Consider the following 22,839-nt stretch of genomic DNA (forward strand, 5'->3'; position numbering starts at 1 on the left):
ACGCGCTGCATCAAGGGTTGAGGATCATGCGCATCGATGTCGTCACGTTGTTTCCCGACTTCATGCGTCAGTGCGCCTCCGTTGGCGTGGTGGGGCGGGCCCAGCAGCGTGAGCTGCTGCAGGTGGAAACCTGGAACCCGCGCGATTTCGCCACCGACAATTACCGCACCGTGGACGGCCGCACCTGCGGCGGCGGGCCCGGGATGGTGATGCTGATTCAGCCTTTGCGCGATGCCTTGAAGGCAGTGCGCGAGGCCGCACCGGAGCCGGTGCATGTGGTTTACCTCAGCCCGCAAGGCGCGAGGTTGACGCAGGGTAGGGTGGAAGCGCTGGCCAAGATGCCGCGCATCGCCTTGCTCTGCGGGCGTTACGAAGGTGTGGACGAGCGTCTGCTGGCGCACGAGGTCGACGAAGAGCTTTCTATCGGCGATTATGTGCTGTCCGGCGGTGAGCTTGGCGCCGCGGTGATCATCGATGCCGTGGGCCGCTTGCAGGACGGTGCGTTGAACGACGCGCAGTCGGCGCAGCAGGATTCGTTTTCGGATGGCCTGCTGGATTGCCCGCACTATGCAAAACCGGTGCATGACACACTGGGAGACGTGCCGGAGGTTTTGCTTTCCGGCGATCACGCGGCCATTCGCCGCTGGCGCCTGAAGCAATCACTGGGACGAACCTGGTTGCGACGTCCCGATCTTTTGGCGCAGCGCGCGCTGGATGCAGAATCCCGAGCGCTGTTGGATGAATTCCGCCGCGAGCATGCTCAGCAGACGCGGCACGACGATACGGCCCATTAAGGGCGCAGAAATTAGACAGGTGTTGCCATGAACAAGATCATCGAACAGTTCGAAGCCGAGCAGATCACCCGCCAGCTGCCGGAATTCGGCCCTGGTGACACCGTGGTGGTCAACGTGAAGGTGAAGGAAGGTAACCGCGAGCGCGTCCAGGCGTTCGAGGGTGTCGTCATCGCCAAGCGCAGCCGCGGCCTGCATTCGGCCTTCACCGTGCGCAAGATCTCGCACGGCACCGGCGTGGAGCGCGTGTTCCAGGCGCACAGCCCGGCCATCGACTCGCTGGAAGTGAAGCGCAAGGGCAAGGTTCGCGGCGCGAAGCTGTACTACCTGCGCAACCTGGAAGGCAAGGCTGCCCGCATCAAGGAAGACGTGGCTGCCGTGTCGGCCGCCAAGGCTGCGAAGAAGGCTGCTGCTGCCGAGTAATCGCGGCGCTAGTTCTGGTTCGACGAGACCCCGTGGAGCGATCCGCGGGGTTTTTGTTTGTGTTGGTTGCGCGGGGCGTGTGGATGGGATGTTTGTTGTCCCGATGCAGGCTGAGTCCTGGGTTTTGCTGCGAACTCCCAAAGGAGGTTGGAGCAGGAGGCGTCCTTCGGTAGCCGAAGACCTCCCGGCTCGTCATCCCGGCGAAGGCCGGAGGCGCTTTTCAACAGCCGAAGACCTACTGCTCGTCATTCCTGCGAAGGCAGGAATCCAGTGACTTTGCTCTTGGTTGTCGCGATTCCTTTGCTCGCTCTTATGCGGTGCTACCGCGACCTGGCCGCCTGCGCGGCGGGCGTTTCGATCGGCTGCCGCCGCTCGAGTCACTTTTCTTTTGCTGGCCCAAAAGAAAAGTAACCCAAAGAAAATGGCCTTTAGAGCGATAGGCTCATAGCGTTCTGTGGGATACGAGCCTTGGAGTTTTCGGAGCTCGGAACGACACGATCTCTCTAATCAGCGGTATGGCTACACCGCCACGCGCCGAAGCGAAGAGGGCTTAAAGCGGAGCATCGCTTTCGCATCGGCCTGTGCCTGGCATCGATCTTCAAAGTTATTCCGGTGCACTGCACTTCTCTTTCCATTAGGGAGAGAGTTGGGGCATTGCCACCTTTACAGTGGTGAGGGACGGATGCTCGCGGCAGCGTGGCGAAGTCGAGCTTTTGCTCTTGACTCTACGGGGTCCCCGTATGACAGCGGCGGGCGGGTGGAGGAAAGCCCGTAGGGTGGCCGCATGGATGCGGCCAGTTTTTCGACAGGACAGGGACGTCCTGTCGAAAAACCCCGTAACCCGCACGCGTACCTTCCGTCCAGCGGACGGAAGGCGCGTCATCCGGGGTGCCTTTCTCTTTGGCATTGCCACCATCTCGGTGGTTACTTTCTCTTGGGCAAGCAAGAGAAAGTGACCCGGACCGCGGTAGCGGTTCGGAAGCCCGCGGCAGGCGAGCCAGGTTGCGACATCGCAGCAATCGAGCGATATCTTCATATCCCAAGCAAACAAAAAGCCGCTCCATAGGAGTGGCCACACAAGATAAAGCCCTTCAGCACCACGAAGGTGCCAATGCCACCGTAAAGGTGGTAATGCCCCAGCTCTCTCCCCGCAGGAGAGAGAACCCAAAGCCATCAAGCCAACCGCTGCGGCTCCTGCAGGAAGTTACCCTGCACGAAGTCCACGCCACAGGCGAACAGCAGCGACGTGCTCGCTGCATCCTCGACCCATTCCGCGATGGTCTGCTTCTTGAGCTCGCGCGCCTGGCGGCAGATGTCGGCCACCTTCTTCTGGCTTTCCTGCTGTTGCGGCAGGTCGGCCATGTAGCTGCGGTCGATCTTCAGGTAATCAGCGTTGATGTGGTTGAGCAACTGGAACGAGCTGAGGCCGGAGCCGAACTGTTCGAGTGCGAACTGGCCACCCATCTTCTGCCAGGCCTGGATGAATTCCTGGGCCGGGCGCAGCGCGGTCACCACCTTGCTCTCGGTCATTTCCAGCACGAGCTGGCCATGCTTGAGCGCGGCCTGGCGCAGGCGTTCGCCCAGCCAGGGCAGCAGGTCCTTGTCTTCCAGCGAGCCCGAGGTGAGCTTGACGAAGAAGGTGGTGGGCATGCCCATGCGATCGCGCGTGCGCAGGTGTTCGATGGCCTGGTTCAACACCCAGCGGTCGATGGCCGGGGTGAGGTTGTGCTTTTCGGCGATCGGCATGAAGAAGCCGGGAAGTACTTCGCCCTGCGGGCCGTTGAGGCGCAGCAGGATTTCGGAGAACTCGCCTTCGGCATCCTGCAGGCTGATGGTCTGCTGGTGATACAGCACGAACTCGTTCTGCAGCAGCGCCTGGTTGATCACGCCCTTCCAGTAACGCTCGCGCTCCTCGTCGGCCTTTTCGCGAGCAGCAGGGTCATGCAGGTCGCTGCGGTTGCCGCCCTGGCTCTGTGCGTTGCGCAGTGCCTGGCTGGCCTGGTTGAGCAGCAGTTCGGTATTGGCGTTGCGTTCGCCCAGCAGGCTGCCGCCGATACTGGAGGTGATGGTGAGGGAGCGCGATCCGAGATCGAAGATGCCGCCCGCAATGGCCTGCTGCAAACCGGCGATCCACTGCTTGATGCCTTCGTCGTTGCGTGTATGCAGCAGCACGCCCACGGTGTGCTCGGCCAGCAGGCCGGCGGTGTCCTGGGCGGTGAGCTGGCTTTCGACGCGGTTGGCGAATGCCGCCAGTAGTTCGTCGGCCTTGGCCAGGCCCACGCCGGCCACGATGGTCTGCCAGTTGTCCGGCTCGATCAGCAACAGCGACTGGCCCTTGGTGCCCTGGGTAGCCGCCGCCACGGCTTCGTCGATGCATTCGAGCATGCGGGCGCGGTTGAACAGGCCGGTTACCGGGTCGCGCTGCAGTTGTTCGATGACGTTGGCGTCCACCATCTGGCGGCGGAACACCACCTGCAGGCACGACTCGCCCTCGAAGGTGGCGTGGGCGAATTCCACGCTGGCCTTGAAGGTGCTGGCATCGGCGCGACGCGCCTGCAGTTCGATGGCGCCGCTGGGTTTTTCGCCCTTGGAAAGACCCTTCAGCGTGTTCTTGAATTCATCGGCGTCGTTCGCGCCGATCATGTCCAGCACGGGCAGGCCGAGCAGGTCATCGAACTCGGTGTAGCCGAAGGTATCGAGGTAGGCCTGGTTGGCGCGCACGTGCATGCCTTCGTGCACATAGGCGATGGCGTCGGTGGACGAATCGAGCAGCGCATCGCAGCGGCGCTCCGATTCGCGCAGCGCGGCTTCCAGGCGGCGCAGCTGGCGGCGTGCGTTGAGCGCGTCGAATTCGCGCTGGATCACCGCCATCAGTTGCTTGGGCTGCGGGCGCAAGGCCACGCTGCGGGCGCCGTTGACGAACAGTTCGGTGATGGTGGCGTTGTCCACCTGGCCAACGAGCGCGATCAGCGAGAGATCGCGACCATGCGCGTCGAGCATGCGCGACACTTCGCGCAGTTCGAGCGTGCCCACGGACGGATCGAACAGGACGATGTCCGGCCCCAGTTCGTCGAGTGCGGCGGTGATTTGCTCGGTGCTGGTGGCGCGAGCCGGTCGGACGGCGATGCCGCTGTTGCGCAGCAGGCTGATGATCTGTTCCGCGTCTTCGACTGACTTCTCGATGAAAAGGATCTTTATGACCTGGTCGGTTTTCATGGGCTCGTCGAGCTATCCGTTGTTCGCCGCTGCTGTTGGTACCTGCCGTGACAGCAGGGCGCGTGCCATCCGTGGTTGTAACGGATTCTTCCGGTCACTGCCAGCAGAAATGTTCCGGTAGTGACGCGGCCCACAACTGTGCCGCGGTTCTGTTACACCGGCCGCTTCGAGGCTTCGCCGCCCACTTCGCGGACCAGCTTGGGAACGAGGTAGCCCGGCAGGCGTTGACGGATGGTGTCCACCAGGGCGACGGCCCGGGCGTCGTCCACCTCGAAATGCGCCGCTCCCTGCACGCGATCCAGCTGGTGCAGGTAGTAGGGCAGCACGCCCGCGGCGAATAGCCGCTCAGATAGATCGACCAGCGTATTGGCATCGTCGTTGATCCCACGCAGCAGCACCGACTGGTTGAGCAGCGTGGCGCCGGCTTCGCGCATGCGCGCGCAGGCGTCGTCCACTGCCGTATCGAATTCGTTGGCGTGGTTGGCGTGCAGCACGATCACCTTCTGCAGCGGCAGCTCGCCCAGCCAGCCGCCGAAGGCTTCATCGACGCGCTCGGGCAGTACCACCGGCAGGCGCGTGTGGATGCGCAGGCGGGTCACATGCGGAATCTCGGCCAGCCCACGGGCGAGTTCTTCCAGCTTGGCCGTGGCGAGCGAGAGCGGATCGCCGCCGGAGAGGATCAGCTCGCTGATGGAGCTGTCGCCGCGTACATGGTCCAGCGCCTTGCGCCATTGGCCGGCCGCGGCCATCTCGTCGCCATACGGGAAGTGGCGGCGGAAGCAGTAGCGGCAGTTGATGGCGCAGCTGCCGCTGGCGATCAGCAGGGCCCGGCCTTCGTACTTGTGCAGCACGCCCTGGGCGGACCGGGCGTCCATGTCGCCCACCGCGTCCACGCCGAACCCGGGCACCTCGTCCGTCTCGGCCAACTGGGGCAGGGTCTGCAGGAGTAGTGGGTCCTGCGGATCGCTTTGGCGCATGCGGGCCACGAAACCGCGCGGAACGCGCACCGAAAAACCGGCGTTGTCGGCCGGAAGGCGGCCGGCCAGGTGTCCCAGGTCCACCAGATCAAGCAGTTCACGAGGGTCGGTAACGGCCTCGCGCCATAGCGTGCGCCAGTCAGCGACGGGCGGAGATAGGCGGGCGGCATGGCTTGCGGTTATCATAATGGGTCTTGAATCGGGCTCAGGGCCCGGGAATCCACCTATTCTAGCTGCCTGTCGGCGGCGTCACATCTGGAGTTCAGCATGGCCACCGCCGGTCTCAACGACGTCAAGAAGGGAATGAAGATCCTTCACAACAATGATCCCTGGGTCATTACCGACGCCGATTTCATCAAGCCCGGCAAGGGTCAGGCGTTCACCCGCATCTTCATCCGCAACCTGAAGAACGGCCGCACCAGCGAGTCGACCATGAAGTCCAGCGACAGCTTCGAAGTCGCCGACGTGGTCGATACCGACATGCAGTACCTCTATTCCGATGGCGAGTTCTGGCACTTCATGCAGCAGGAAACCTTCGAACAGCATCAGGCCAACAAGGCTGGCATGGGTGATGCCGTGAAGTGGCTCAAGGGCGAGGAAGAGTGCGTGGTGACGCTGTTCAACGGCGAAATCATCTCGGTGCAGGCACCGAACTTCGTCGAACTGAAGATCACCGAGACCGATCCGGGCGTGCGTGGCGACACCTCGGGCGGTGGCGGCAAGCCGGCTACGCTGGAAACCGGCGCCGTGGTCCGCGTGCCGCTGTTCGTCGGCACCGACGAAGTGATCAAGGTCGACACCCGCACGGGCGAATACGTCAGCCGCGTCGGCAAGTGACGAACTGGCGCGCGGGCGCAGCCCGCGCGCCAGTTCGTCATCCCGGCGAACGCCGGGATCCAGTGAAACACGTAGTGCGAAGCACTCCTTTCGTTTTCGCACTCCGTAAAGCAAAGTCACTGGATTCCAGCTTCCGCTGGAATGACGAGCGAAAAATCGTCATGCCGATAGTGAACCATGGGGCGGCCACCGCGAGGTGATCCGCCCCATGTCGTATCCAATATTGAAAAAGTGAGCCAACGGATGAGCCAGACCGCCCCGCAAACCGTCGACCTCCTGATCGAAGCGCGCTGGGTCGTGCCGGTGGAGCCGCATGCCGTCGTGCTCGAACACCACGCCGTGGCGGTGAATCAAGGCGCCATCGTGGCCCTGCTGCCCATCGCCGATGCACGCACCGCCTATGCACCGCGCGAGCGCGTGGAGCTGGGCGAGCACGTGCTGATCCCGGGCCTCATCAACACGCACACGCACAATCCGATGACGCTGCTGCGCGGCCTCGCCGATGATCTGCCGCTGATGGTATGGCTGCAGAAGCACATCTGGCCGGTGGAAGGCCAGGTGATCGGGCCTGAGTTCGTGCGCGACGGCGTCGAATTGGCGGTGGCGGAAATGATCCGCGGCGGCACCACCTGCGCCAACGAAAACTATTTCTTTCCCGACGTCATTGGCGCCACGTATCGCCGCATGGGTTTCCGCGCCGTGGTGGGTCTGCCGGTGATCGAGTTCCCCACGGCCTGGGCGAAGACGCAAGACGAATATTTCGACCGCGCCATCGAAGTGCACGACAGCTTCCTCGGCGACGCGCTGGTGAGCACCTCGTTCGCGCCGCATGCACCGTACACCGTGTCGGACGAAAGCTTCGAGCGCATCCGCGTGCTGGCCGACCAGCTCGACATCCAGGTGCATCTGCACACGCACGAAACCGCGCATGAAGTGGAAGAGGAAAAGGCCAAGACTGGCCTGCGTCCGTTCCAGCGATTGCAGCAGCTTGGTCTGGTCAACGACCGCCTGATCGCCGTGCACATGACCCAGCTCACCGACGCGGAAATCGAAGCCTGTGCGGAAGCGGGCGTTTCCGTGGTGCATTGCCCCGAATCCAACCTCAAGCTCGCCTCGGGCTTCTGCCCGGCGGAGAAGCTGCGCCGGGCCGGCGTGAACGTGGCACTGGGCACGGATGGCTGCGCATCGAACAACGACCTGGACATGTTCGGCGAAATGCGTACCGCTGCGCTGCTCGCCAAAGCCGTGGCCAATGACGCGGCCGCGTTCGATGCCGCCTATGCACTGCGCGCCGCCACGCTCAATGGTGCACGCGCGATGGGTCTGGAAGATCGCATCGGTTCCATCGAGGCGGGCAAGCAGGCCGATCTGGCCGCCGTTCGCCTGTCCGACCTGGAAACGCAGCCGTTGTTCCACATCGCTTCGCAGCTCGCGTACGCCACGGGCCGTCATCAGGTCACCGACGTGTGGATCAACGGCGTGCGCAAGCTCGCCGGCCGCATCCTCACCGACATCGACACCGATGCCGTGCTCGCCAAGACGCATGCCTGGCGCGAGCGCATCGCCGCCATCGACGCAGGCTGAGATCATCGCGATGAACCGCTATCTCGTGATGGTCATGCGCCGCCCGCATTTCGATCCGGCCGTAGTGCAGGCACACAAGGATTTCCTTGAGGGCCTGCGCGCGGGCGGTCGGCTCGAAATGACCGGTCCGTTCGGCGACAAATCCGGCGGTGCCTATCTCATGCGCGCCGCCGACATGGGCGAAGCGCTTTCCATCGCTCATCAAGACCCGGCCCATACCAGTGGCGGCTGGGACATCACCGTCTACGAATGGGACGCGCGCTAAGCTTCGCTCTCAGTCTTCAAGGATCTCCCGATGCAAGCCGCAACCAATGTCAGTCCCGAGGAAATCGCCCGCTTCGGCAAGCTCGCCGCGCGCTGGTGGGATCCGGATGGCGAATCGCGTCCGCTGCACGACCTCAATCCCGTGCGCGCGGCCTATGTGGCCGACCGGCTGGATCTGCGCGGTGCGCGTGTCGCCGACGTCGGTTGCGGCGGCGGCCTGCTCAGCGAGGCGCTGGCCAAGGCGGGTGCGCGCGTTACCGGCATCGACCTAGGCGAGAAGGTGATCGAGATCGCGCAACTGCACATGCACGAGTCGCGGCTGGAAACGCCTAGCCTCGACATCGACTACCGCGTGCAGTCCTCGGCCCATCTGGCGGCCGCCGAAGCGGAAAGCTTCGACGCTGTGTGCTGCATGGAATTGATCGAGCACGTGCCCGATCCGGCCGCGCTGGTCGGCGACCTGGTACGCATGGTGAAGCCGGGCGGCGTGGTGGTGATGTCCACGCTCAATCGCACGCCGGCTGCGTTCGGCGCCGCCATCCTCGGTGCGGAATACATCACGCGCATGTTGCCGCGCGGCACGCATCATTACGCGCAGTTCCTCAAGCCGTCGGAACTGGGACGACTGATGCGCCATGCCGGGCTCGAAGTCGATGACGTTTCCGGCCTCGGCTACAACCCCATCAGCCGCAAAGCATGGCTGAGCCGCTTCACCGCGGTGAACTATCTGATCAGCGCACGCAAGCCGGCATGACGTCCTTTCCGGAAAACATCCAGGGCGTGCTGTTCGATCTCGACGGCACCTTGCTCGACACTGCTCCCGATCTCTACGGCGCACTGAAGGCACAATGCGAAGAAATGCAGGTGCCCGCGCCGCCGTATGCGATGGTGCGCGAGGTCGTGTCGCGCGGCTCGCGCGCCATTCTGCGTTGCGCGTTTCCTGACGTTGACGATGCGACGCTGGCCGCGCTGGTGCCGCGCTATCTCGAGCTTTACCAGGTGGTGATGGCCGAGCACACGCGCCCGTTCGATGGCGTGGACGAATTGCTCGCGTCGCTGGAATCGCAGGGTATTCGCTGGGGCGTGGTCACCAACAAGCCGGGTTTCCTCACCGACGATCTGCTGGTGCGCATTGGCTGGGCGCCGCGCGCGGCGGCGGTGGTGTCCGGCGATACCTTGCCGGTGAAGAAGCCCGATCCCGCACCGGTACTGCTGGCGTGCGAGCAGGCCGGTCTCGATCCGTCGCGTTGCCTGTTCGTGGGCGACGACAGGCGCGACGTGCTGGCTGGCGCCGCAGCCGGCTTGTACACCGTGGCCGTGCGCTGGGGTTACCTCGATGGTGGCGATCCGTCCGAGTGGAACGCGGACCTGGTGGTCGATCATCCGTCCGATCTCACCGGTCGCCTGAAGGTGACGGCATGAGTGGCACGGCGCTGCAGAGTTACATCGACAAGTGGCTGGCCGTGCAGCCGCAGCAGCGCATTGCCCTGGCGTTCGTCGATCAGAACACCTATCCCGGCCATATCGCGCTGGCGGCGCTGGAGCAGGAACTGCTCGCGGCCGCCTATGGCATTCGCGAACCGCATGTGGCGGCCACCAAGCTCAACTGGTGGGCCGAAGAATTGTCGGGTGCAGCGGCCAGCGGCGGGCGTCATCCGCTGACGCAGGTACTGTTCGACAGCGACCGCGCGCACGAGATTGCCGCCGAGCGCTGGGTCGCGCCGGTGCTTGCCGCCATGGGCCAGTTGGAAGAAGGCACGGCGGCGGATTTTCCCGCACAGATGGCGGCAGGCTCGTTGTTGCACGGGGCCATTGCCGATCTGGAAACGGCGTGGTGGTTTGGCGACAAGGCCGACAGCACGCGCGCGGCGCGCGTGGCCACGCTTTCGCATCTGCTGTATGCGCTGCTGCGCCTGGAAGAAGACGCCGACCGCGACCGCCTCGCGCTGCCCATGTCGCGCCTGGCCAAGTTCGGCCTGAGCCGCAACGAATTGCGCGAAGCCACCGAGGTGCGCAACGACGCCATCCGCGCGCAGCTGGACGATCTGCACGACGCCTGGCGCGAAGCCGAGCGCTTGCCGGGCCCGTTGAGTGCCTTCCGTGGGCTGGAATCGCGCCAGGGGCGTGCCTTGGTCGCCAAGGCGCGCAAGGCAGCCCATCCGCTGGACGTGCTGCGTCAGGGACAAGGCAGGCAGGGTCTGGGCGTGACCTGGCAGGCCTGGCAGGCCGCGCGTGCCTGGCAACGCCAGATCGGTTGAATCAGCCGGCAGGGACGCAGCGTTTCCCGCGCGCCACTATTGCGAGGCGCCGATGGTGCCCCAAAATTGAGGTCTTCAAGGCGGCGAGACCGCCGGTCGGACCCTAGGATTGACCCATGTACACCGAGGAAAACACCGCCCGCCTGCTGCCCGACGTGGCAGTCCACGCCCAGCCGCATCTCGTCGGCGAGCTGGATTGGGTAGGCATGGACGGCATCGAGGTGCCGGTGCGTTTCGATGCCGGCGACGGTGATGTGCAGCGCGCCAGCGCGCGCGTCGGCGCTTTCGTCAACCTGCGCCGTCCGGACAAGCGCGGCATCCACATGTCGCGCCTCTATCTGCAGGTGGAAGAAGCGCTGAGCACGAAGACGCTCGGCACCGACACGCTGCGCGACCTGCTGCGCGGTTTCCTGGAATCGCACAAGGATCTCTCCGATCGCGCCTGCGTCAGCATCCGTTTCGAGCACCTCGTACGCCGTCCCGCCCTGCGCAGCGCAAACAGCGGCTGGCGTTCGTATCCGGTGACCATCGAAGCGAGCATGGTGGGTGACGAGTTTTTGCTCGAGTTCGGCACCGAGATCGTCTATTCGTCCACCTGTCCTGCCTCCGCAGCGCTGTCGCGCCAGTTGATCCAGGACCAGTTCGCCAAGGATTTCGAGGCCGGCAAGCCGGTCGATCACGCCGCCGTGCTGGCATGGCTGGGCAGCGAGAAAGGCATCGTCGCCACGCCGCATGCGCAGCGCAGCGTGGCGCGCCTGCGCGTTCGTCCGGCGCAAGGCGCCGGGTTCAACCTCATCGACCTGATCGATGTCACCGAGCACGCGCTGGGCACGCCGGTGCAGACCGCGGTGAAGCGCGAGGACGAACAGGCTTTCGCGCTCGCCAACGGCAGCAACCTGATGTTCTGCGAGGATGCCGCGCGTCGCATCCAGAAGGCCCTGGATGCCGACAAGGCACTGAGCGATTTCCACATTCGCGTGGAGCATCAGGAAAGCCTCCATCCGCACGACGCCGTGGCCTATGCCAGCAAGGGTGTCGAAGGTGGCTACGGCGGCAAGGGCTGCGCCTGAGCTTCGCTTTAACGGCGGCCTGATAGCATGGCGGAAGCCCGTCGCAGGGCTTTCCCCATGGAGATTCGCATGTCGTTCCGTCTTCCTTTGCTGGCCGTCGCCGTGTTCGCGCTGTCGGCCTGCTCGATGTTCTCGCACCACCACAAGGAAGACGCGCCCGCCGCGACGACTGCACCGGCGGCTCCCGTGCACCAGGCGTTGATGCGCACCCTCGTGGGCGACGTGCGTTACGACTTGCCGCAAGCGGTACCGGCCGATGCCGTGTTGATCGTCACTCTTGTCGATGTCAGCCGCCAGGACGCACCGGCCCGCACGATCTCGGAAGACCGCATCCAGCCCGTGGGCGCGTCGCCGGTGGATTTCATGCTGAGCTACGACCCCGCCGAGTTGAAGGATAGCGTGGATTTCGCCATTGGCGTGCGCCTGCAGCAGGGTGACAAGCTGCTTGCCATCAATGACACGCGAACCAGTGTGCTCGGTCGTTCGGGCGAGAACGGCCCGGTGAGCATCACGCTCAAGGCCATGCCGTAAGCCTTTGATCGTCATTCCGGCGCAGGCCGGAATCCAGTAGCGAACACGTCGAGTCGTCGCGATAGCTTTCGGTCTCGAAAGGCTTCGCGAAAGCCCGGTACAGAAGTCACTGGAATCCGGCCTGCGCCGGAATGACGGTGAGGGGAAATGGCCGCTCGAACTCAATGCCGAGCGCGGTATTCCTAAATCAGCTCAATGCGGACTCGTCCCCTCGATCCCCGGCAACAACATGGGATCCAGCCGCACCTCGAACCAGTTGAAGCCCCAGTGCACGTGCGGCCCGGTCGCGCGACCGGTCATGCCGGTGGCGCCGATCACGTCGCCCTGTTGCACGCGCTGACCGACCTTCACGTCGAGCCGCGAGAGGTGCAGGAAATTCGAGCTGAGACCGTAACCGTGATCGATCAGCACGTGAGATAGAGGTCGGGCTTGGCGAAGGTCACGATGCCATCGGCCGGTGCCTTCACCGGCGTGCCTTCGGGAACGGCGATATCCATGCCCGGATGCGGCGATTTGGGCGTGCCATTGAAGATGCGCTGGCTGCCGAAACGGCCGCTGATGCGACCGGCGACAGGCCAGATGAAGCCGTGCGTGAAACCTTCGCGGTCATCGTCGCGCTTGCGCGCCGCAGCTACTTCCGCCTGCTCGCGCTGGATGCGCGCGGCGACGTCGGGCGGAGGATTCACTGTCTTGGGCGGCACGCCATTGACGCGTTCCATCGGCCATGCGCGCGGGGTCACGGCGATGCGCGTGGTCTCGCGACGCCCGTCGGGCAGGGTGAGTACCACGGTCAGCGGTCCTTTTTCATCACGGCCCGCGCCGAAGGCGAGCGTGCCATCGGCGCCGACGCGCACGGGCTTGCCATTCACCGTGGCGCTGGCGCCTGCCGGCACGGTGGCGATCACCAGGCCACCCTGGGATATGCCTTGCGGCAAGGTGGCCGCCGCCAACGGCAGGGCGGCCACGCACAGAGCGAGCACGGCGCCCGCTCGCGTCATCCATGTCATCGTTTCATCCTTGCCTGTTATCGCGCCGATTCGCGTTATCGAGCGAAGCCGAGCCGCTGGCCGCGCACGCTGGGATCCACGCTGCTGCCGTCCCACACGCGCTGGCCGTTGACGAAGGTCGCCGCGATCGAGGTGTTGAAGGTGTAGCCTTCGAACGGCGTCCAGCCGCACTTGGACAGCACTTCTTCCTTGCGCACGGTATGCGGCTTGTTCGGATCGACCAGCACGAGGTCAGCGGCATAGCCTTCGCGCAGGTAACCACGCTCCTTCACGTCGAACAGCGTGGCCGGCGCATGTGTCACCGCTTCCACCACGCGTTCCAGCGTCAGCTTGCCTTCGAACACGCGCTGCAACGCAGCCTGGAGCGCGTACTGCACCAGCGGCAGGCCGCTCGGCGCCTTGTCGTACAGCTGCTCCTTTTCTTCGAGAAGGTGCGGCGCGTGATCCGTGGCGAGCACGTCGAGGCGGCCTTCGGCCAGCGCCTTGATGATCGCTTCGCGGTCGGCCGAGGTCTTGATGGCCGGGTTGCACTTGATCAGGAAGCCCAGGCGCTCGTAGTCGCGATCGTCGAAGTGCAGGAAGTGCACGCAGGTTTCCGCGGTAATGCGCTTGCCCTTGAGCGGGCCCGGCTCGAACAGCGCCAGCTCGTCGGCGGTGGAGATGTGCAGCACGTGCAGTCGGCTGTTGTGGCGACGGGCCAGTTCGATGGCCAGGCGCGTGGACTTGATGCAGGCCTCGCGCGAGCGGATCAGCGGGTGTTCCCAGGCCGGAATGGCGTCGCCGTACTTCGCGTGCGCCTTGGCCAGGTTCGCATCGATCATCGGGGTGTCTTCACAGTGCGTGATGATCGGCGTGGGCGCGTACTTGAAGATGCCGTCCAGCACCTCGGGGTTGTCCACCAGCATGTTGCCGGTGGAGGCGCCCATGAACACCTTGATGCCTGGTGCGGCGAGCGGGTCGAGGCTCTTGATGGCCTCCAGGTTGTCGTTGCTGGCGCCCATGTAGAAGGCGTAGTTCACGGCCGAGTTTTGCGCACCCAGCGCGTACTTGGCTTCCAGCGTGTCGCGGTCGAGCGCAGGCGGCTTGGTGTTGGGCATCTCCATGAAGCTGGTGATGCCGCCGGTGGCGCAGGCGCGCGATTCGTGGGCAATATCGGCTTTTTGGGTCAGGCCAGGTTCCCGAAAGTGCACCTGGTCGTCGATCATGCCGGGAAACAGCCACAGGCCGCTGGCATCGACCACTTTTTCGCCAGGGCGGGCATCCAGATCGCCGGCGATGGCGTCGATGCGGCCCTGCTTCACGCGTACGTCCGCGTGGAAACGGCGGCCTTCGTTGACCAGTTCGGCGTTCTTGATCAGCCAGTCAGTGGACATGGGGTTCTTCTCCTGGAGTGCGGCAACGACGGAAAGTGAAGTGCTCCGGAACGGGATCTTCACCGCCCTCGCACAATGGCTGACAGCGCAATAGACGCCAGCCGGTGAGTGCGCCACCCTTGATCGGACCGAAGCGCACAACCGCAATCCGTGCATAATCGGAACAGCTGGGATGGAAGCGGCAGCGCTGACCCAGCAGGGGGCTTAGCCAGCGCTTGTAGAAGCCAAGCAGTAAAAGTATCAGTCGGGTCACGACGGTTTGACGCTGCCGAAACAGCTTGCGGCTTGTAGTGTCGCAAGTATTCCAGAAGCACGGTTGCCGGTGTAAGCCGCATGGGCTATAACACCGGGCCGCCAAGGCCAAAATGGTGAAGGGAAATGGCGAAAACGACGCGTAGTGCTTCAGCCACCAAGCCGCAGAAAGGAAAGCCTGCTGGTAAGGTGAAAGACGCCAAGGCCGGCAAGAAGGTTGCCGCCGGGCGGAGTGCGGCTCCGGCCAAGGCCGCTGCTGCGAAGAAACCGGCCGCCAAGAAGGCGCCGGCGAAGAAGGTCGTTGCCGCCAGCAAGCCTGCCGCCAAGAAGGTCGTCGCCAAGGCCCCTGCCAAGAGCGCGGCCAAGAAGGTTGCTCCCAAGCCACAAGCCAAGAAGACGGCGCCGGTGAAAAAGCCGGCGGTCGCCAAGAAAATCGAGAAACCGGTCGCCAAGAAGGTGGCGGCGCCCGCCAAGAAGCAGCCGCCCAAGTCGGTCGCCAAGCCGGTGAAGCCGGCTCCCGCACCGGCCAAGACGGCCGCCAAGGCAGCACCCGCCAAGCCGGTTGCCAGCGCCGCGCCCGCCAAGCAGCCCACGGCTGCCAAGCAGGCGACGCCGGCCCCCAAGGCGGTCGCGGTTCCCCACAAGGAGCCGAGCAAGCCGGTCTCATCGCCCTTCACGGGCAAGGTGGCCAGCGCGACCGCTCGTCATACCCCTATCAAAACTCAGAAAGCCCAGCAGTCCTCGATGAATAAATCTGCAACTCTCGACAATGGCATCACCCGCGAAGACGGTCGCTATGCGCTGCCTTCCACGACTCTGATCGACCTGCCCAAGGGTTATCGCCCCTCGAACAACGACAACGAGGAGTACATGAGCCCCAAGCACCTCGCGTACTTCCGCAACAAGTTGCGTGAGTGGCGCGAGCAGCTGGTGGAAGAGTCGCGCCAGACGATGGAGAACCTGCGTGACGAGGTGCGTGACGTGGGCGATGAGGCCGAGCGCGCCACCCGCGAGACCGAAAACTCGCTGGAACTGCGCACGCGCGACCGCTATCGCAAGCTGATCTCCAAGATCGACAAGGCACTTCGTCGCATCGAAGAAGGCCGTTACGGCTACTGCGAGGAAACCGACGAGGAAATCGGCCTGGAGCGTCTCGACGCCCGCCCGATCGCCACGCTGTCGCTGGATGCCCAGGAACGTCGCGAACATCTGCAGAAGCAGATGGGCGACTGATCCTTCGCCACATGGCGCCTGATCAAGACGAAGCCCCGCCTTGAGCGGGGCTTTGTTTTTGTCGTTTGAGCTTGCCTCTCGGTGCCGAGGCCTCGTCGGCATCCCTGGTTCCGGCTCACGCGCCCGGTTTGGTGCCAGTCAGCGTGTCAGGGCTTCAAGGCCGCCGCTGCATACGCCTTGATCTTCGCCAGCATCGCTGCCAGACCGTTGGAACGCGTGGGCGAGAGGTGCTTCGCCAGGCCGATGGCCTCGATGTAGCGGGGTTCGGTGGCGACGATGTCGCGGGCCGAGCGGTCGGAGTACACGCGCAGTACCAGCGCGATCAGGCCGGACACGATGGCCGAGTCGCTGGTGGCCTGGAAATGCAGGTTGTCCGCATTGCCGCTAGGCACCAGCCACACCATGGACTGGCAGCCGTGCACGCGGTATTCCTCGATCTTCAGCTCTTCCGGGAATGCCGGGAGTTGTTTGCCCAGGTCGATCAGGTACTGGTAGCGCTCGGTCCAGTCGCTGAAGAAGGCAAATTCGTCGACGATTTCTTGTTGCGCCTGTTCGGCGGTGGAGGGGGCGGTGGCATTCATGTGGGGGATTATCGCGCGTTTGCGCTATCGACGCTGGTTGTCGGGGTTCGGCTCCAGGTCGTCATCCCGGCGCAGGCCGGGATCCAATAGCTGTATCGCTCGGTTGTCGCGCTGCTGCGATCTGGCCGCCTACGCGGCGGGCGTTTCGATCGGCTGCCGCCGCTCGAGTCACTTTTCTCTTGCTGGCCCAAGAGAAAAGTAACCCAAAGAGAATGGCCTTCAGAGCAAGAAGGGCTCGCAGCATTGTGCTGGGATAAGCCCGAACGCTTGAGGATGGTTGTGGCGGGACACCCATGGGAGGCCAGATAGCGCGTACTCCGAAGCGCTACGCAACGCGCCCGAATCGCTGAGGACTTAAAGCGGAGCCTCGCTTCGCATCGGCCTTTGCTTTGGCTTCGGTTTTAATAGCGCACCCCGTACGCTGCACTTCTCCTTCTCCCCTGCGGGGAGAAGGTCGGGATGGGGGGGCTCGCGGCTGGACTGCTACGAAGCGGATGGGGAAACGAAGCCCAATCTCACCCCTTCACCACACTCCACCGCGTGCCCTGCGCACCGTCTTCAATGGCCACGCCCATTGCCGTGAGTTCTTCGCGGATGGCGTCGGCGCGCTTGAAGTCCTTGGCGGCGCGGGCGGTGCGGCGTTCTTCCAGCAATGCTTCGACACGCGATGCGTCGACTTCCGTGGCGCCGCCGGCCTGCTTGAACCAGGCTTCGGGATGCTGTTGCAGCAGGCCAAGGACGGCGCCAGCGCCGAGCAGCGTGGCCTTGGCCGTGCGGCGTTCTTCGTCGCTGCCGGCCTGGCGTGCGGCATCGGCTAGCTGGGAGAGCTCCGCGAGCGCCTGCGGCGTATTGAGGTCGTCGCTCAAGGCCGTTTCGACGGTGGCTGGAACGGGCAGGGCATCGATGTCCACCTCGACGTTGACCAGGTCTCGCAGCACACGGTACCAGCCGTCGAGCGTGCTGATGGCCTGCGTGATGGCGGTGTCGGACCAATCCAGCGGCTGGCGGTAGTGGCCGCGCAGCAACAGCAGGCGCAGTGCCTCGGGCGGATGTTCCTTCAGCAGCTCGTGCACCAGCATCACATTGCCCAGCGACTTGGACATCTTGCGGCCGCTGAAGGTGAGCATGCCGTTGTGCAGCCAGTAGCGCGCGAACACCTTGCCGCCGTGCGCGCAGGTGCTCTGGGCAATCTCGTTCTCGTGATGCGGGAACTGCAGGTCCACGCCACCGGCGTGGATGTCGATGGTGTCGCCCAGATGCGCTTCGCTCATCGCCGAGCATTCGATATGCCAGCCCGGGCGGCCGCGGCCCCAGGGGCTGTCCCAGCCAGGCAGTTCGGGTGTGGAGGGCTTCCACAGCACGAAGTCGCCAGGATGCTTCTTGTACGGTGCCACTTCGACGCGGGCGCCGGCGATGAGTTCTTCCGGATCGCGGCCCGACAGTTCGCCATAGGCGGCATACGAATCCACCTCGAACAGCACGTGGCCTTCGGCCGCATAGGCATGCCCGCTGGCGATCAGGCGCTCGATCATCGCAATGATCTGCGGAATATGGTCCGTGGCGTGCGGCTCCACATCCGGTGCGGCAATGCCCAGCGCCGCCATGTCTTCGCGGTACGCCTGGGCGTAGCGGTTGGTGATGCTCTCGATGCCCACGCCCAGCTGCTGGGCCGCGGTATTGATCTTGTCATCCACGTCCGTGATGTTGCGGGCGTAGACCACGTTGGGATAATGACGACGCAGCAGCTTGACCAGCACGTCGAACACCACCGGGCCGCGCGCGTTGCCGATGTGCACGTAGTTGTAGACGGTCGGCCCGCACAGATACATGGTGACCCGGTCGGGGTCGAGCGGGGTGAACGTTTCTACGCGGCGCGTCAGGCTGTTGTGGAGCGAAATCGGCATCGGTCAGAGGGTCCGGACGGTGGGAGCAGGCGCCGGGCGGGCGCAAGCCGGTCGCGCATCTTAACAAGCCGCAGGAAGCTCCGCAGGCGTCCGGGGTCGGCCGGGCCGGTTGGCAACCAGAAGGCTGCCAGATGGATGAATAACGGCCACCGATCGAGCGACTTTAGGAAAAGTTCTAAGCGTCGATTCAGTGTGAATTTGTTGCAATGGATGGTATCTGGCGCAGAGATGCGCCCGACTTGCTTCCTGCGGAGGTCGTAATGACCAAATGGTTGTTCCCGCTGGTGCTGTCCGTGATGACCACTGGCGTGTTTGCGCAGGATGCGCGGTATCAGAATCAAAACGACGACAACACCCACTATGGATGGGCGGATGTGCTGCGCGTCGATCCCGTCTATGGCGTGGCACGCACCGAAGTGCCGCGGCAGGAATGCTATGACCAGCAGGTGGTGCGCCAGGCACCGAGCCAGGGCTCGGCGGCGGGCACGATCCTGGGTGCCGTCGTGGGCGGCGTGCTCGGCAGCACGGTGGGCCACGGCAATGGCCGTACGGCGGCCACGGTCGCCGGTGCGGTGGCTGGCGGCGCCGTGGGCAACAGCGCCACCCAGTCGGGCGGCGGCGAATACGAAACCACCGAAACGCACTGCCGCCAGGTGGCCGCGGTAAGCGAGCAGCGCCGCATCATGGGCTACGACGTGGAATACCGTTATCGGGGCGAGGTGTACCTCTCGCGCCTCAATTACGATCCCGGCGAACGCCTGCGCGTGCGGGTCAGTGTTTCTCCCGCCGATTGAGATTGCCCCAGATCGCCGCCTTCGGGCGGCGACCTGCTATCCAGGCTGCCGTTTGGATCGTTCCTTGTTGCATGGCAGCGAAATTCCCGTCATGATTGAAGTTCAACCACCCGGAACACCCATGTCCGCAGCCGTCTATACCGCCACTGTCCTCACTAGCGCCCGCATGGCCGCTGGGATGACGTCGCGTGCTCGCCGACCGCTGTGCCGCTTTATGGCCGGGTAGGCTGTCGCACGCGTTTCATGTGTATCGACGACAAAACCCGGCTAGCAGCCGGGTTTTTTTGTTTCCGGATTCCGACGATTCGACAAGGGCAATTTTCATCATGACGCTTCGCCACTTTCTGACCACCCAGGATTACAGCCGCGCCGAGATCGACGCGCTGCTCGAGCAGGCCGCCGCTTTCAAGCGCTCCCCGCGCGGACAGCAGCTGGCTGGCAAGTCGGTGGCGCTGATGTTCTTCAATCCCTCGATGCGCACGCGCACCAGTTTCGAACTGGGCGCGTTCCATATGGGCGGCCACGCCATCGTGCTGGCGCCCGGCAAGGACGCGTGGCCCATCGAATTCGAAGTGGGCACCGTGATGGACGGCGATACGGAAGAGCACATCGCCGAAGTCGCCCGCGTGCTGTCGCGCTATGTGGACCTGATCGCCGTGCGCGCTTTCCCGAAGTTCCAGGACTGGTCGGTGGACCGCGAGGACAACGTCATCAAGGCGTTCGCCAAGTACGCCACGGTGCCGGTGATCAACATGGAAACCATCACCCATCCGTGCCAGGAACTGGCGCACGCGATGGCGCTGAAGGAACACCTGGGCAATCTGCAGAACAAGAAGTACGTGCTCACCTGGACGTACCACCCCAAGCCGCTCAACACGGCGGTTGCCAACTCCGCGCTACTGATTGCCACCAAGATGGGCATGGACGTGACCCTGCTGTGCCCCACGCCCGACTACGTGCTCGATGAGCGCTACATGGAGTTCGGCTACCAGAACGCCAAGGAAAACGGCGGCTCGCTGAAGGTGAGCCACAACATCGAGGAAGCCTATCGCGGCGCCGATGTGGTGTATGCCAAGAGCTGGGGCGCGCTGCCGTTCTTCGGCCGCTGGGAGCAGGAAAAGCCGACGCGCGAGGCCAACAAGCACTTCATCGTGGACGAAGCCAAGATGGCGCTGACCAACAACGGTCTCTTCAGCCATTGCCTGCCGCTGCGTCGCAATGTGAAGGCCACCGATGCGGTGATGGATTCGCCCGCCTGCATTGCCATCGACGAAGCCGAGAACCGCCTGCACGTGCAGAAGGCGGTGATGGCCTCGCTGATCGGCCAGCGCTGACCATGTACCAGCCCGCGCACTTCAAGGAGACGGACAGCGCGAAGCTGCACGCACTGATGCGTGCGTATCCGTTCGCCACCGTGGTGGTGCAGGGCGCAGCCGGACTGGATGCCAATCACCTGCCGTTGGAACTGGTCGACGGAAAGCTTCACGGACACGTCGCGCGCGGCAATGAACTGTCGCGCATGGACGGCGCCGAGGTGATGGTGATCTTCCGCGGTCCGGACGGTTATATCAGTCCGAACTGGTATCCCAGCAAGCAGGAAACCCATCGCGAAGTGCCCACCTGGAACTACGCCGTGGTGCATGTGCACGGCCGCCTGCGCGTGATCGAAGACGCCGCGTGGTTGCGCCAGTTGTTGGAGCGCCTCACGGATCGCCACGAAGCCGGCCAGCCGGTTCCGTGGCATGTCTCCGATGCGCCGGAAGAGCACATCGAGAAGATGCTGCGTGTCATCTCCGGGCTGGAAATTTCCATCGACCGCATCGAAGGCAAGTTCAAGTTGAACCAGAACCACCCCGTGGCGAATCGTGCGGGCGTGGTGGTGGGCCTGGGTCAGCGCGCCGGTCGCGGCGATGCCGAGTTGGCCGATCTCATGTCGAAGGAAGAGGGCGCATCGTGAGCCATACGCATCAGCACCACTACAAGGTCGACGTCACCTGGACCGGCAACCAGGGTACCGGCACGAAGACGTATCAGGGTTATGGCCGTGGCCATGAGATCCGCATAGAGGGCAAGCCGATGCTGGAAGGCTCGTCCGATCCGATGTTTCGCGGCGATGCCAGCAAGTACAACCCGGAGGACATGCTGGTCACGGCGCTCTCGACCTGCCACATGCTGTCGTACCTGCATCAGGCGGTGCTCGCGGGCGTGGTGGTGACGGCCTATACCGACAGCGCCGAAGGCAGCATGGAAACCGATGTGCATGGCGGCCACTTCACCGAAGTGGTGCTGCATCCGGTGGTCACCATCACGGCCGACAGCGACCCGGCCAAGGCCCAAGTGGCGCACGATCCTGCGCACCACGGCTGCTTCATTGCCAATTCCGTGAATTTCCCGGTACGCGTGGAACCGCGCATCGTGGTTGAATCGCATTAAACTTCTATCCGTTTAGCCATCCATTTCAGGATCCGCAAGTCATGAGCAAAGACATCGTTCTCGCCTTCTCCGGTGGCCTCGACACCAGCTTTTGCGTGCCTTACCTCAAGGAGCGCGGCTGGGCCGTGCATACCGTGTTTGCCGATACCGGTGGCGTGGACGCCGAAGAGCGCGCCTACATCGAACAGCGCGCCAAGGAGCTGGGCGTGGCCAGCCATGTCACCGTCGACGGCGGCCCGGCGATCTGGAACGGTTTCGTGAAGCCGTTCGTGCAGGCAGGCGAGGCCTACCAGGGCCAGTATCCGCTGCTGGTGTCCGACCGCTACCTGATCGTGGACGCAGCCATCGCGCGCGCCAAGGAGCTTGGCACCAAGGCGATTGCGCACGGTTGCACCGGCATGGGCAACGACCAGGTGCGTTTCGACCTGGCCGTGAAGGCGCTGGGCGATTACCGGATCGTGGCGCCGATCCGCGAGATCCAGAAGGAACACACGCAGACGCGCGCCTACGAGCAGGCGTACCTGGAAGAGCGTGGCTTCGACGTGCGCGCCAAGCAGAAGAGCTACACCATCAACGAGAACCTGCTGGGCGTGACGCTGTCCGGCGGTGAGATCGACCACTGGAAGACGCCGGGCGAGGGCGCGCGCGGCTGGTGCAAGCCGCGCGCCGAATGGCCGTCCGAAAAGCTCACCGTCACGCTCGGTTTCGAGAAGGGCGAGGCGGTGTCGCTCAATGGCGAGAAGCTGCCGGGCGCCAAGTTGCTGGCCAAACTCAACGAGCTGTTTGCACCGTATGGCGTGGGTCGCGGCATGTATACCGGCGACACCACCATCGGCTTGAAGGGCCGCATCGTGTATGAAGCACCGGGCCTGATTTCGTTGCTTGCCGCGCACCGTGCGCTGGAAGAAGCAGTGCTCACCAAGCAGCAGAACCGCTTCAAGCCGGAAGTGGCACGCAAGTGGGTGGAAGTGGTGTACGAAGGCTTCTTCCACGATCCGATCAAGACCGACCTGGAAGCCTACCTGAGCTCCAGCCAGAGCCAGGTCAACGGCGAAGTGGTGCTGGAAACCTCCGGCGCGCAGGTCACCGCCGTGGAAGTGCGCTCGCCACACATCCTCAACGCCAAGGGCGCGACGTACGCGCAATCGGCCGACTGGGGCGTGGAGGAAGCCGAGGGCTTCATCAAGCTGTTCGGCATGAGCAGCACGCTGTGGGCTGAGATCAATCGCTGATTCCTTTTGCTCGTCATTCCCGCGCAGGCGGGAATCCAGCGCCTTAGTGGCGTCACGGCGAAAGTCACTGGATCCCCGC

Annotated in this window: 22 protein-coding genes and 1 pseudogene; 16 read left to right on the top strand and 7 right to left on the bottom strand. The window is 64.1% G+C overall.

Features of this window, described 5'->3' with window-relative positions; all coding sequences use genetic code 11:
* Positions 1-26: 26 nt before the first annotated feature.
* Together trmD and rplS are read left to right on the top strand one after the other, a co-directional pair.
* Positions 27-794, top strand: a complete 768-nt coding sequence (gene trmD, locus ABIC75_RS20870; RefSeq protein ID WP_354015822.1) for a tRNA (guanosine(37)-N1)-methyltransferase TrmD — start codon at positions 27-29, stop codon at positions 792-794.
* Positions 795-821: 27 nt separating this feature from the next.
* On the top strand, positions 822-1,214 hold the full coding sequence (rplS, locus tag ABIC75_RS20875) for a 50S ribosomal protein L19 (RefSeq protein WP_074552164.1): 393 nt from the start codon (positions 822-824) through the stop codon (positions 1,212-1,214).
* Between the two features lie 1,173 nt (positions 1,215-2,387).
* Here the strand turns inward: rplS and ABIC75_RS20880 are convergent.
* Together ABIC75_RS20880 and epmB are read right to left on the bottom strand one after the other, a co-directional pair.
* Positions 2,388-4,430 (bottom strand): EAL domain-containing response regulator, encoded by a 2,043-nt coding sequence (locus ABIC75_RS20880; RefSeq protein WP_354015823.1) that lies wholly within the window; start codon positions 4,428-4,430, stop codon positions 2,388-2,390.
* Positions 4,431-4,582: 152 nt separating this feature from the next.
* Positions 4,583-5,593, bottom strand: a complete 1,011-nt coding sequence (gene epmB / locus ABIC75_RS20885) for an EF-P beta-lysylation protein EpmB (protein ID WP_354015824.1) — start codon at positions 5,591-5,593, stop codon at positions 4,583-4,585.
* 81 nt (positions 5,594-5,674) lie between these two features.
* On the opposite strand from epmB, the gene efp reads away from it, so the two are divergent.
* The 8 genes from efp (at position 5,675) to ABIC75_RS20925 (ending at position 11,951) form a co-directional block, all read left to right on the top strand.
* Entirely contained in the window at positions 5,675-6,244 is a 570-nt protein-coding gene (efp, locus tag ABIC75_RS20890) for an elongation factor P (RefSeq protein ID WP_354015825.1), read from the top strand.
* A 243-nt stretch (positions 6,245-6,487) separates the two neighbouring features.
* The gene (locus tag ABIC75_RS20895) at positions 6,488-7,828 is read left to right on the top strand and encodes a TRZ/ATZ family hydrolase (protein WP_354015826.1); all 1,341 of its coding nucleotides are present in this window, start codon (positions 6,488-6,490) and stop codon (positions 7,826-7,828) included.
* Between the two features lie 10 nt (positions 7,829-7,838).
* Positions 7,839-8,093, top strand: a complete 255-nt coding sequence (locus tag ABIC75_RS20900; RefSeq protein ID WP_354015827.1) for a YciI family protein — start codon at positions 7,839-7,841, stop codon at positions 8,091-8,093.
* A 30-nt stretch (positions 8,094-8,123) separates the two neighbouring features.
* Positions 8,124-8,846 carry a bifunctional 2-polyprenyl-6-hydroxyphenol methylase/3-demethylubiquinol 3-O-methyltransferase UbiG gene (ubiG, locus tag ABIC75_RS20905; RefSeq protein WP_354015828.1) on the top strand — a complete coding sequence of 241 codons (723 nt, stop codon included), beginning with the start codon at positions 8,124-8,126 and terminating at the stop codon, positions 8,844-8,846.
* Positions 8,843-9,514, top strand: a complete 672-nt coding sequence (locus ABIC75_RS20910; RefSeq protein ID WP_354015829.1) for an HAD family hydrolase — start codon at positions 8,843-8,845, stop codon at positions 9,512-9,514. Before ubiG ends, ABIC75_RS20910 begins: the two co-directional genes overlap by 4 nt.
* Positions 9,511-10,350, top strand: a complete 840-nt coding sequence (locus ABIC75_RS20915; protein WP_354015830.1) for a squalene/phytoene synthase family protein — start codon at positions 9,511-9,513, stop codon at positions 10,348-10,350. Before ABIC75_RS20910 ends, ABIC75_RS20915 begins: the two co-directional genes overlap by 4 nt.
* A 116-nt stretch (positions 10,351-10,466) precedes the next feature.
* The gene (gene folE2, locus ABIC75_RS20920; RefSeq protein WP_354015831.1) at positions 10,467-11,420 is read left to right on the top strand and encodes a GTP cyclohydrolase FolE2; all 954 of its coding nucleotides are present in this window, start codon (positions 10,467-10,469) and stop codon (positions 11,418-11,420) included.
* Positions 11,421-11,489: 69 nt separating this feature from the next.
* Positions 11,490-11,951 (top strand): YbaY family lipoprotein, encoded by a 462-nt coding sequence (locus ABIC75_RS20925; protein ID WP_354015832.1) that lies wholly within the window; start codon positions 11,490-11,492, stop codon positions 11,949-11,951.
* A 192-nt stretch (positions 11,952-12,143) separates the two neighbouring features.
* On the opposite strand, the pseudogene ABIC75_RS20930 reads toward ABIC75_RS20925, so the two are convergent.
* The 3 genes and pseudogenes from ABIC75_RS20930 to yidD all read right to left on the bottom strand — a co-directional run bounded on the left by ABIC75_RS20930 (position 12,144) and on the right by yidD (position 14,584).
* Positions 12,144-12,958 (bottom strand): annotated as a pseudogene (locus ABIC75_RS20930) (M23 family metallopeptidase).
* Positions 12,959-12,993: 35 nt separating this feature from the next.
* Positions 12,994-14,331: a dihydroorotase gene (locus tag ABIC75_RS20935; RefSeq protein ID WP_354015833.1), complete on the bottom strand. Its 1,338-nt coding sequence runs from the start codon at positions 14,329-14,331 to the stop codon at positions 12,994-12,996.
* Entirely contained in the window at positions 14,321-14,584 is a 264-nt protein-coding gene (gene yidD / locus ABIC75_RS20940) for a membrane protein insertion efficiency factor YidD (RefSeq protein ID WP_354015834.1), read from the bottom strand. The genes ABIC75_RS20935 and yidD overlap by 11 nt, the downstream gene beginning before the upstream one ends.
* Before the next feature lie 125 nt (positions 14,585-14,709).
* Here yidD and dksA point away from each other — a divergent pair, with 125 nt between their 5' ends.
* Positions 14,710-15,816 carry an RNA polymerase-binding protein DksA gene (gene dksA / locus ABIC75_RS20945; protein WP_436407961.1) on the top strand — a complete coding sequence of 369 codons (1,107 nt, stop codon included), beginning with the start codon at positions 14,710-14,712 and terminating at the stop codon, positions 15,814-15,816.
* A gap of 146 nt (positions 15,817-15,962) precedes the next feature.
* Here the strand turns inward: dksA and ABIC75_RS20950 are convergent, their stop codons facing one another.
* Both ABIC75_RS20950 and cysS read right to left on the bottom strand, forming a co-directional pair.
* The gene (locus tag ABIC75_RS20950; protein WP_354015836.1) at positions 15,963-16,397 is read right to left on the bottom strand and encodes a SufE family protein; all 435 of its coding nucleotides are present in this window, start codon (positions 16,395-16,397) and stop codon (positions 15,963-15,965) included.
* A gap of 515 nt (positions 16,398-16,912) precedes the next feature.
* Positions 16,913-18,301: a cysteine--tRNA ligase gene (gene cysS, locus ABIC75_RS20955; RefSeq protein WP_354015837.1), complete on the bottom strand. Its 1,389-nt coding sequence runs from the start codon at positions 18,299-18,301 to the stop codon at positions 16,913-16,915.
* Positions 18,302-18,561: 260 nt separating this feature from the next.
* Here cysS and ABIC75_RS20960 point away from each other — a divergent pair, with 260 nt between their 5' ends.
* The 5 genes from ABIC75_RS20960 to ABIC75_RS20980 all read left to right on the top strand — a co-directional run bounded on the left by ABIC75_RS20960 (position 18,562) and on the right by ABIC75_RS20980 (position 22,760).
* A complete protein-coding gene (locus ABIC75_RS20960; RefSeq protein WP_354015838.1) occupies positions 18,562-19,095 on the top strand; it encodes a glycine zipper 2TM domain-containing protein in 534 nt (177 codons plus the stop codon).
* Between the two features lie 326 nt (positions 19,096-19,421).
* Positions 19,422-20,429: an N-acetylornithine carbamoyltransferase gene (locus ABIC75_RS20965; protein ID WP_354015839.1), complete on the top strand. Its 1,008-nt coding sequence runs from the start codon at positions 19,422-19,424 to the stop codon at positions 20,427-20,429.
* Positions 20,430-20,431: 2 nt separating this feature from the next.
* Positions 20,432-21,052, top strand: coding sequence for an FMN-binding negative transcriptional regulator (locus ABIC75_RS20970; protein WP_354015840.1), 621 nt, complete (start codon positions 20,432-20,434; stop codon positions 21,050-21,052).
* Positions 21,049-21,528 (top strand): OsmC family protein, encoded by a 480-nt coding sequence (locus tag ABIC75_RS20975; protein WP_354015841.1) that lies wholly within the window; start codon positions 21,049-21,051, stop codon positions 21,526-21,528. Before ABIC75_RS20970 ends, ABIC75_RS20975 begins: the two co-directional genes overlap by 4 nt.
* A gap of 41 nt (positions 21,529-21,569) precedes the next feature.
* Positions 21,570-22,760, top strand: coding sequence for an argininosuccinate synthase (locus tag ABIC75_RS20980; RefSeq protein ID WP_354015842.1), 1,191 nt, complete (start codon positions 21,570-21,572; stop codon positions 22,758-22,760).
* Positions 22,761-22,839: the final 79 nt, after the last annotated feature.

This window comes from Dyella japonica (genome assembly GCF_040545895.1).
In the GTDB taxonomy this organism is placed as follows: Bacteria; Pseudomonadota; Gammaproteobacteria; order Xanthomonadales; family Rhodanobacteraceae; genus Dyella; species Dyella japonica_D.

Coding starts and splice junctions, on each gene's coding strand:
- trmD (WP_354015822.1), top strand. CDS start 27: ATGCGCATCGATGTCGTCACGTTGTTTCCCGACTTCATGCGTCAGTGC.
- rplS (WP_074552164.1), top strand. CDS start 822: ATGAACAAGATCATCGAACAGTTCGAAGCCGAGCAGATCACCCGCCAG.
- ABIC75_RS20880 (WP_354015823.1), bottom strand. CDS start 4,430: ATGAAAACCGACCAGGTCATAAAGATCCTTTTCATCGAGAAGTCAGTC.
- epmB (WP_354015824.1), bottom strand. CDS start 5,593: ATGATAACCGCAAGCCATGCCGCCCGCCTATCTCCGCCCGTCGCTGAC.
- efp (WP_354015825.1), top strand. CDS start 5,675: ATGGCCACCGCCGGTCTCAACGACGTCAAGAAGGGAATGAAGATCCTT.
- ABIC75_RS20895 (WP_354015826.1), top strand. CDS start 6,488: ATGAGCCAGACCGCCCCGCAAACCGTCGACCTCCTGATCGAAGCGCGC.
- ABIC75_RS20900 (WP_354015827.1), top strand. CDS start 7,839: ATGAACCGCTATCTCGTGATGGTCATGCGCCGCCCGCATTTCGATCCG.
- ubiG (WP_354015828.1), top strand. CDS start 8,124: ATGCAAGCCGCAACCAATGTCAGTCCCGAGGAAATCGCCCGCTTCGGC.
- ABIC75_RS20910 (WP_354015829.1), top strand. CDS start 8,843: ATGACGTCCTTTCCGGAAAACATCCAGGGCGTGCTGTTCGATCTCGAC.
- ABIC75_RS20915 (WP_354015830.1), top strand. CDS start 9,511: ATGAGTGGCACGGCGCTGCAGAGTTACATCGACAAGTGGCTGGCCGTG.
- folE2 (WP_354015831.1), top strand. CDS start 10,467: ATGTACACCGAGGAAAACACCGCCCGCCTGCTGCCCGACGTGGCAGTC.
- ABIC75_RS20925 (WP_354015832.1), top strand. CDS start 11,490: ATGTCGTTCCGTCTTCCTTTGCTGGCCGTCGCCGTGTTCGCGCTGTCG.
- ABIC75_RS20935 (WP_354015833.1), bottom strand. CDS start 14,331: ATGTCCACTGACTGGCTGATCAAGAACGCCGAACTGGTCAACGAAGGC.
- dksA (WP_436407961.1), top strand. CDS start 14,710: ATGGCGAAAACGACGCGTAGTGCTTCAGCCACCAAGCCGCAGAAAGGA.
- ABIC75_RS20950 (WP_354015836.1), bottom strand. CDS start 16,397: ATGAATGCCACCGCCCCCTCCACCGCCGAACAGGCGCAACAAGAAATC.
- cysS (WP_354015837.1), bottom strand. CDS start 18,301: ATGCCGATTTCGCTCCACAACAGCCTGACGCGCCGCGTAGAAACGTTC.
- ABIC75_RS20960 (WP_354015838.1), top strand. CDS start 18,562: ATGACCAAATGGTTGTTCCCGCTGGTGCTGTCCGTGATGACCACTGGC.
- ABIC75_RS20965 (WP_354015839.1), top strand. CDS start 19,422: ATGACGCTTCGCCACTTTCTGACCACCCAGGATTACAGCCGCGCCGAG.
- ABIC75_RS20970 (WP_354015840.1), top strand. CDS start 20,432: ATGTACCAGCCCGCGCACTTCAAGGAGACGGACAGCGCGAAGCTGCAC.
- ABIC75_RS20980 (WP_354015842.1), top strand. CDS start 21,570: ATGAGCAAAGACATCGTTCTCGCCTTCTCCGGTGGCCTCGACACCAGC.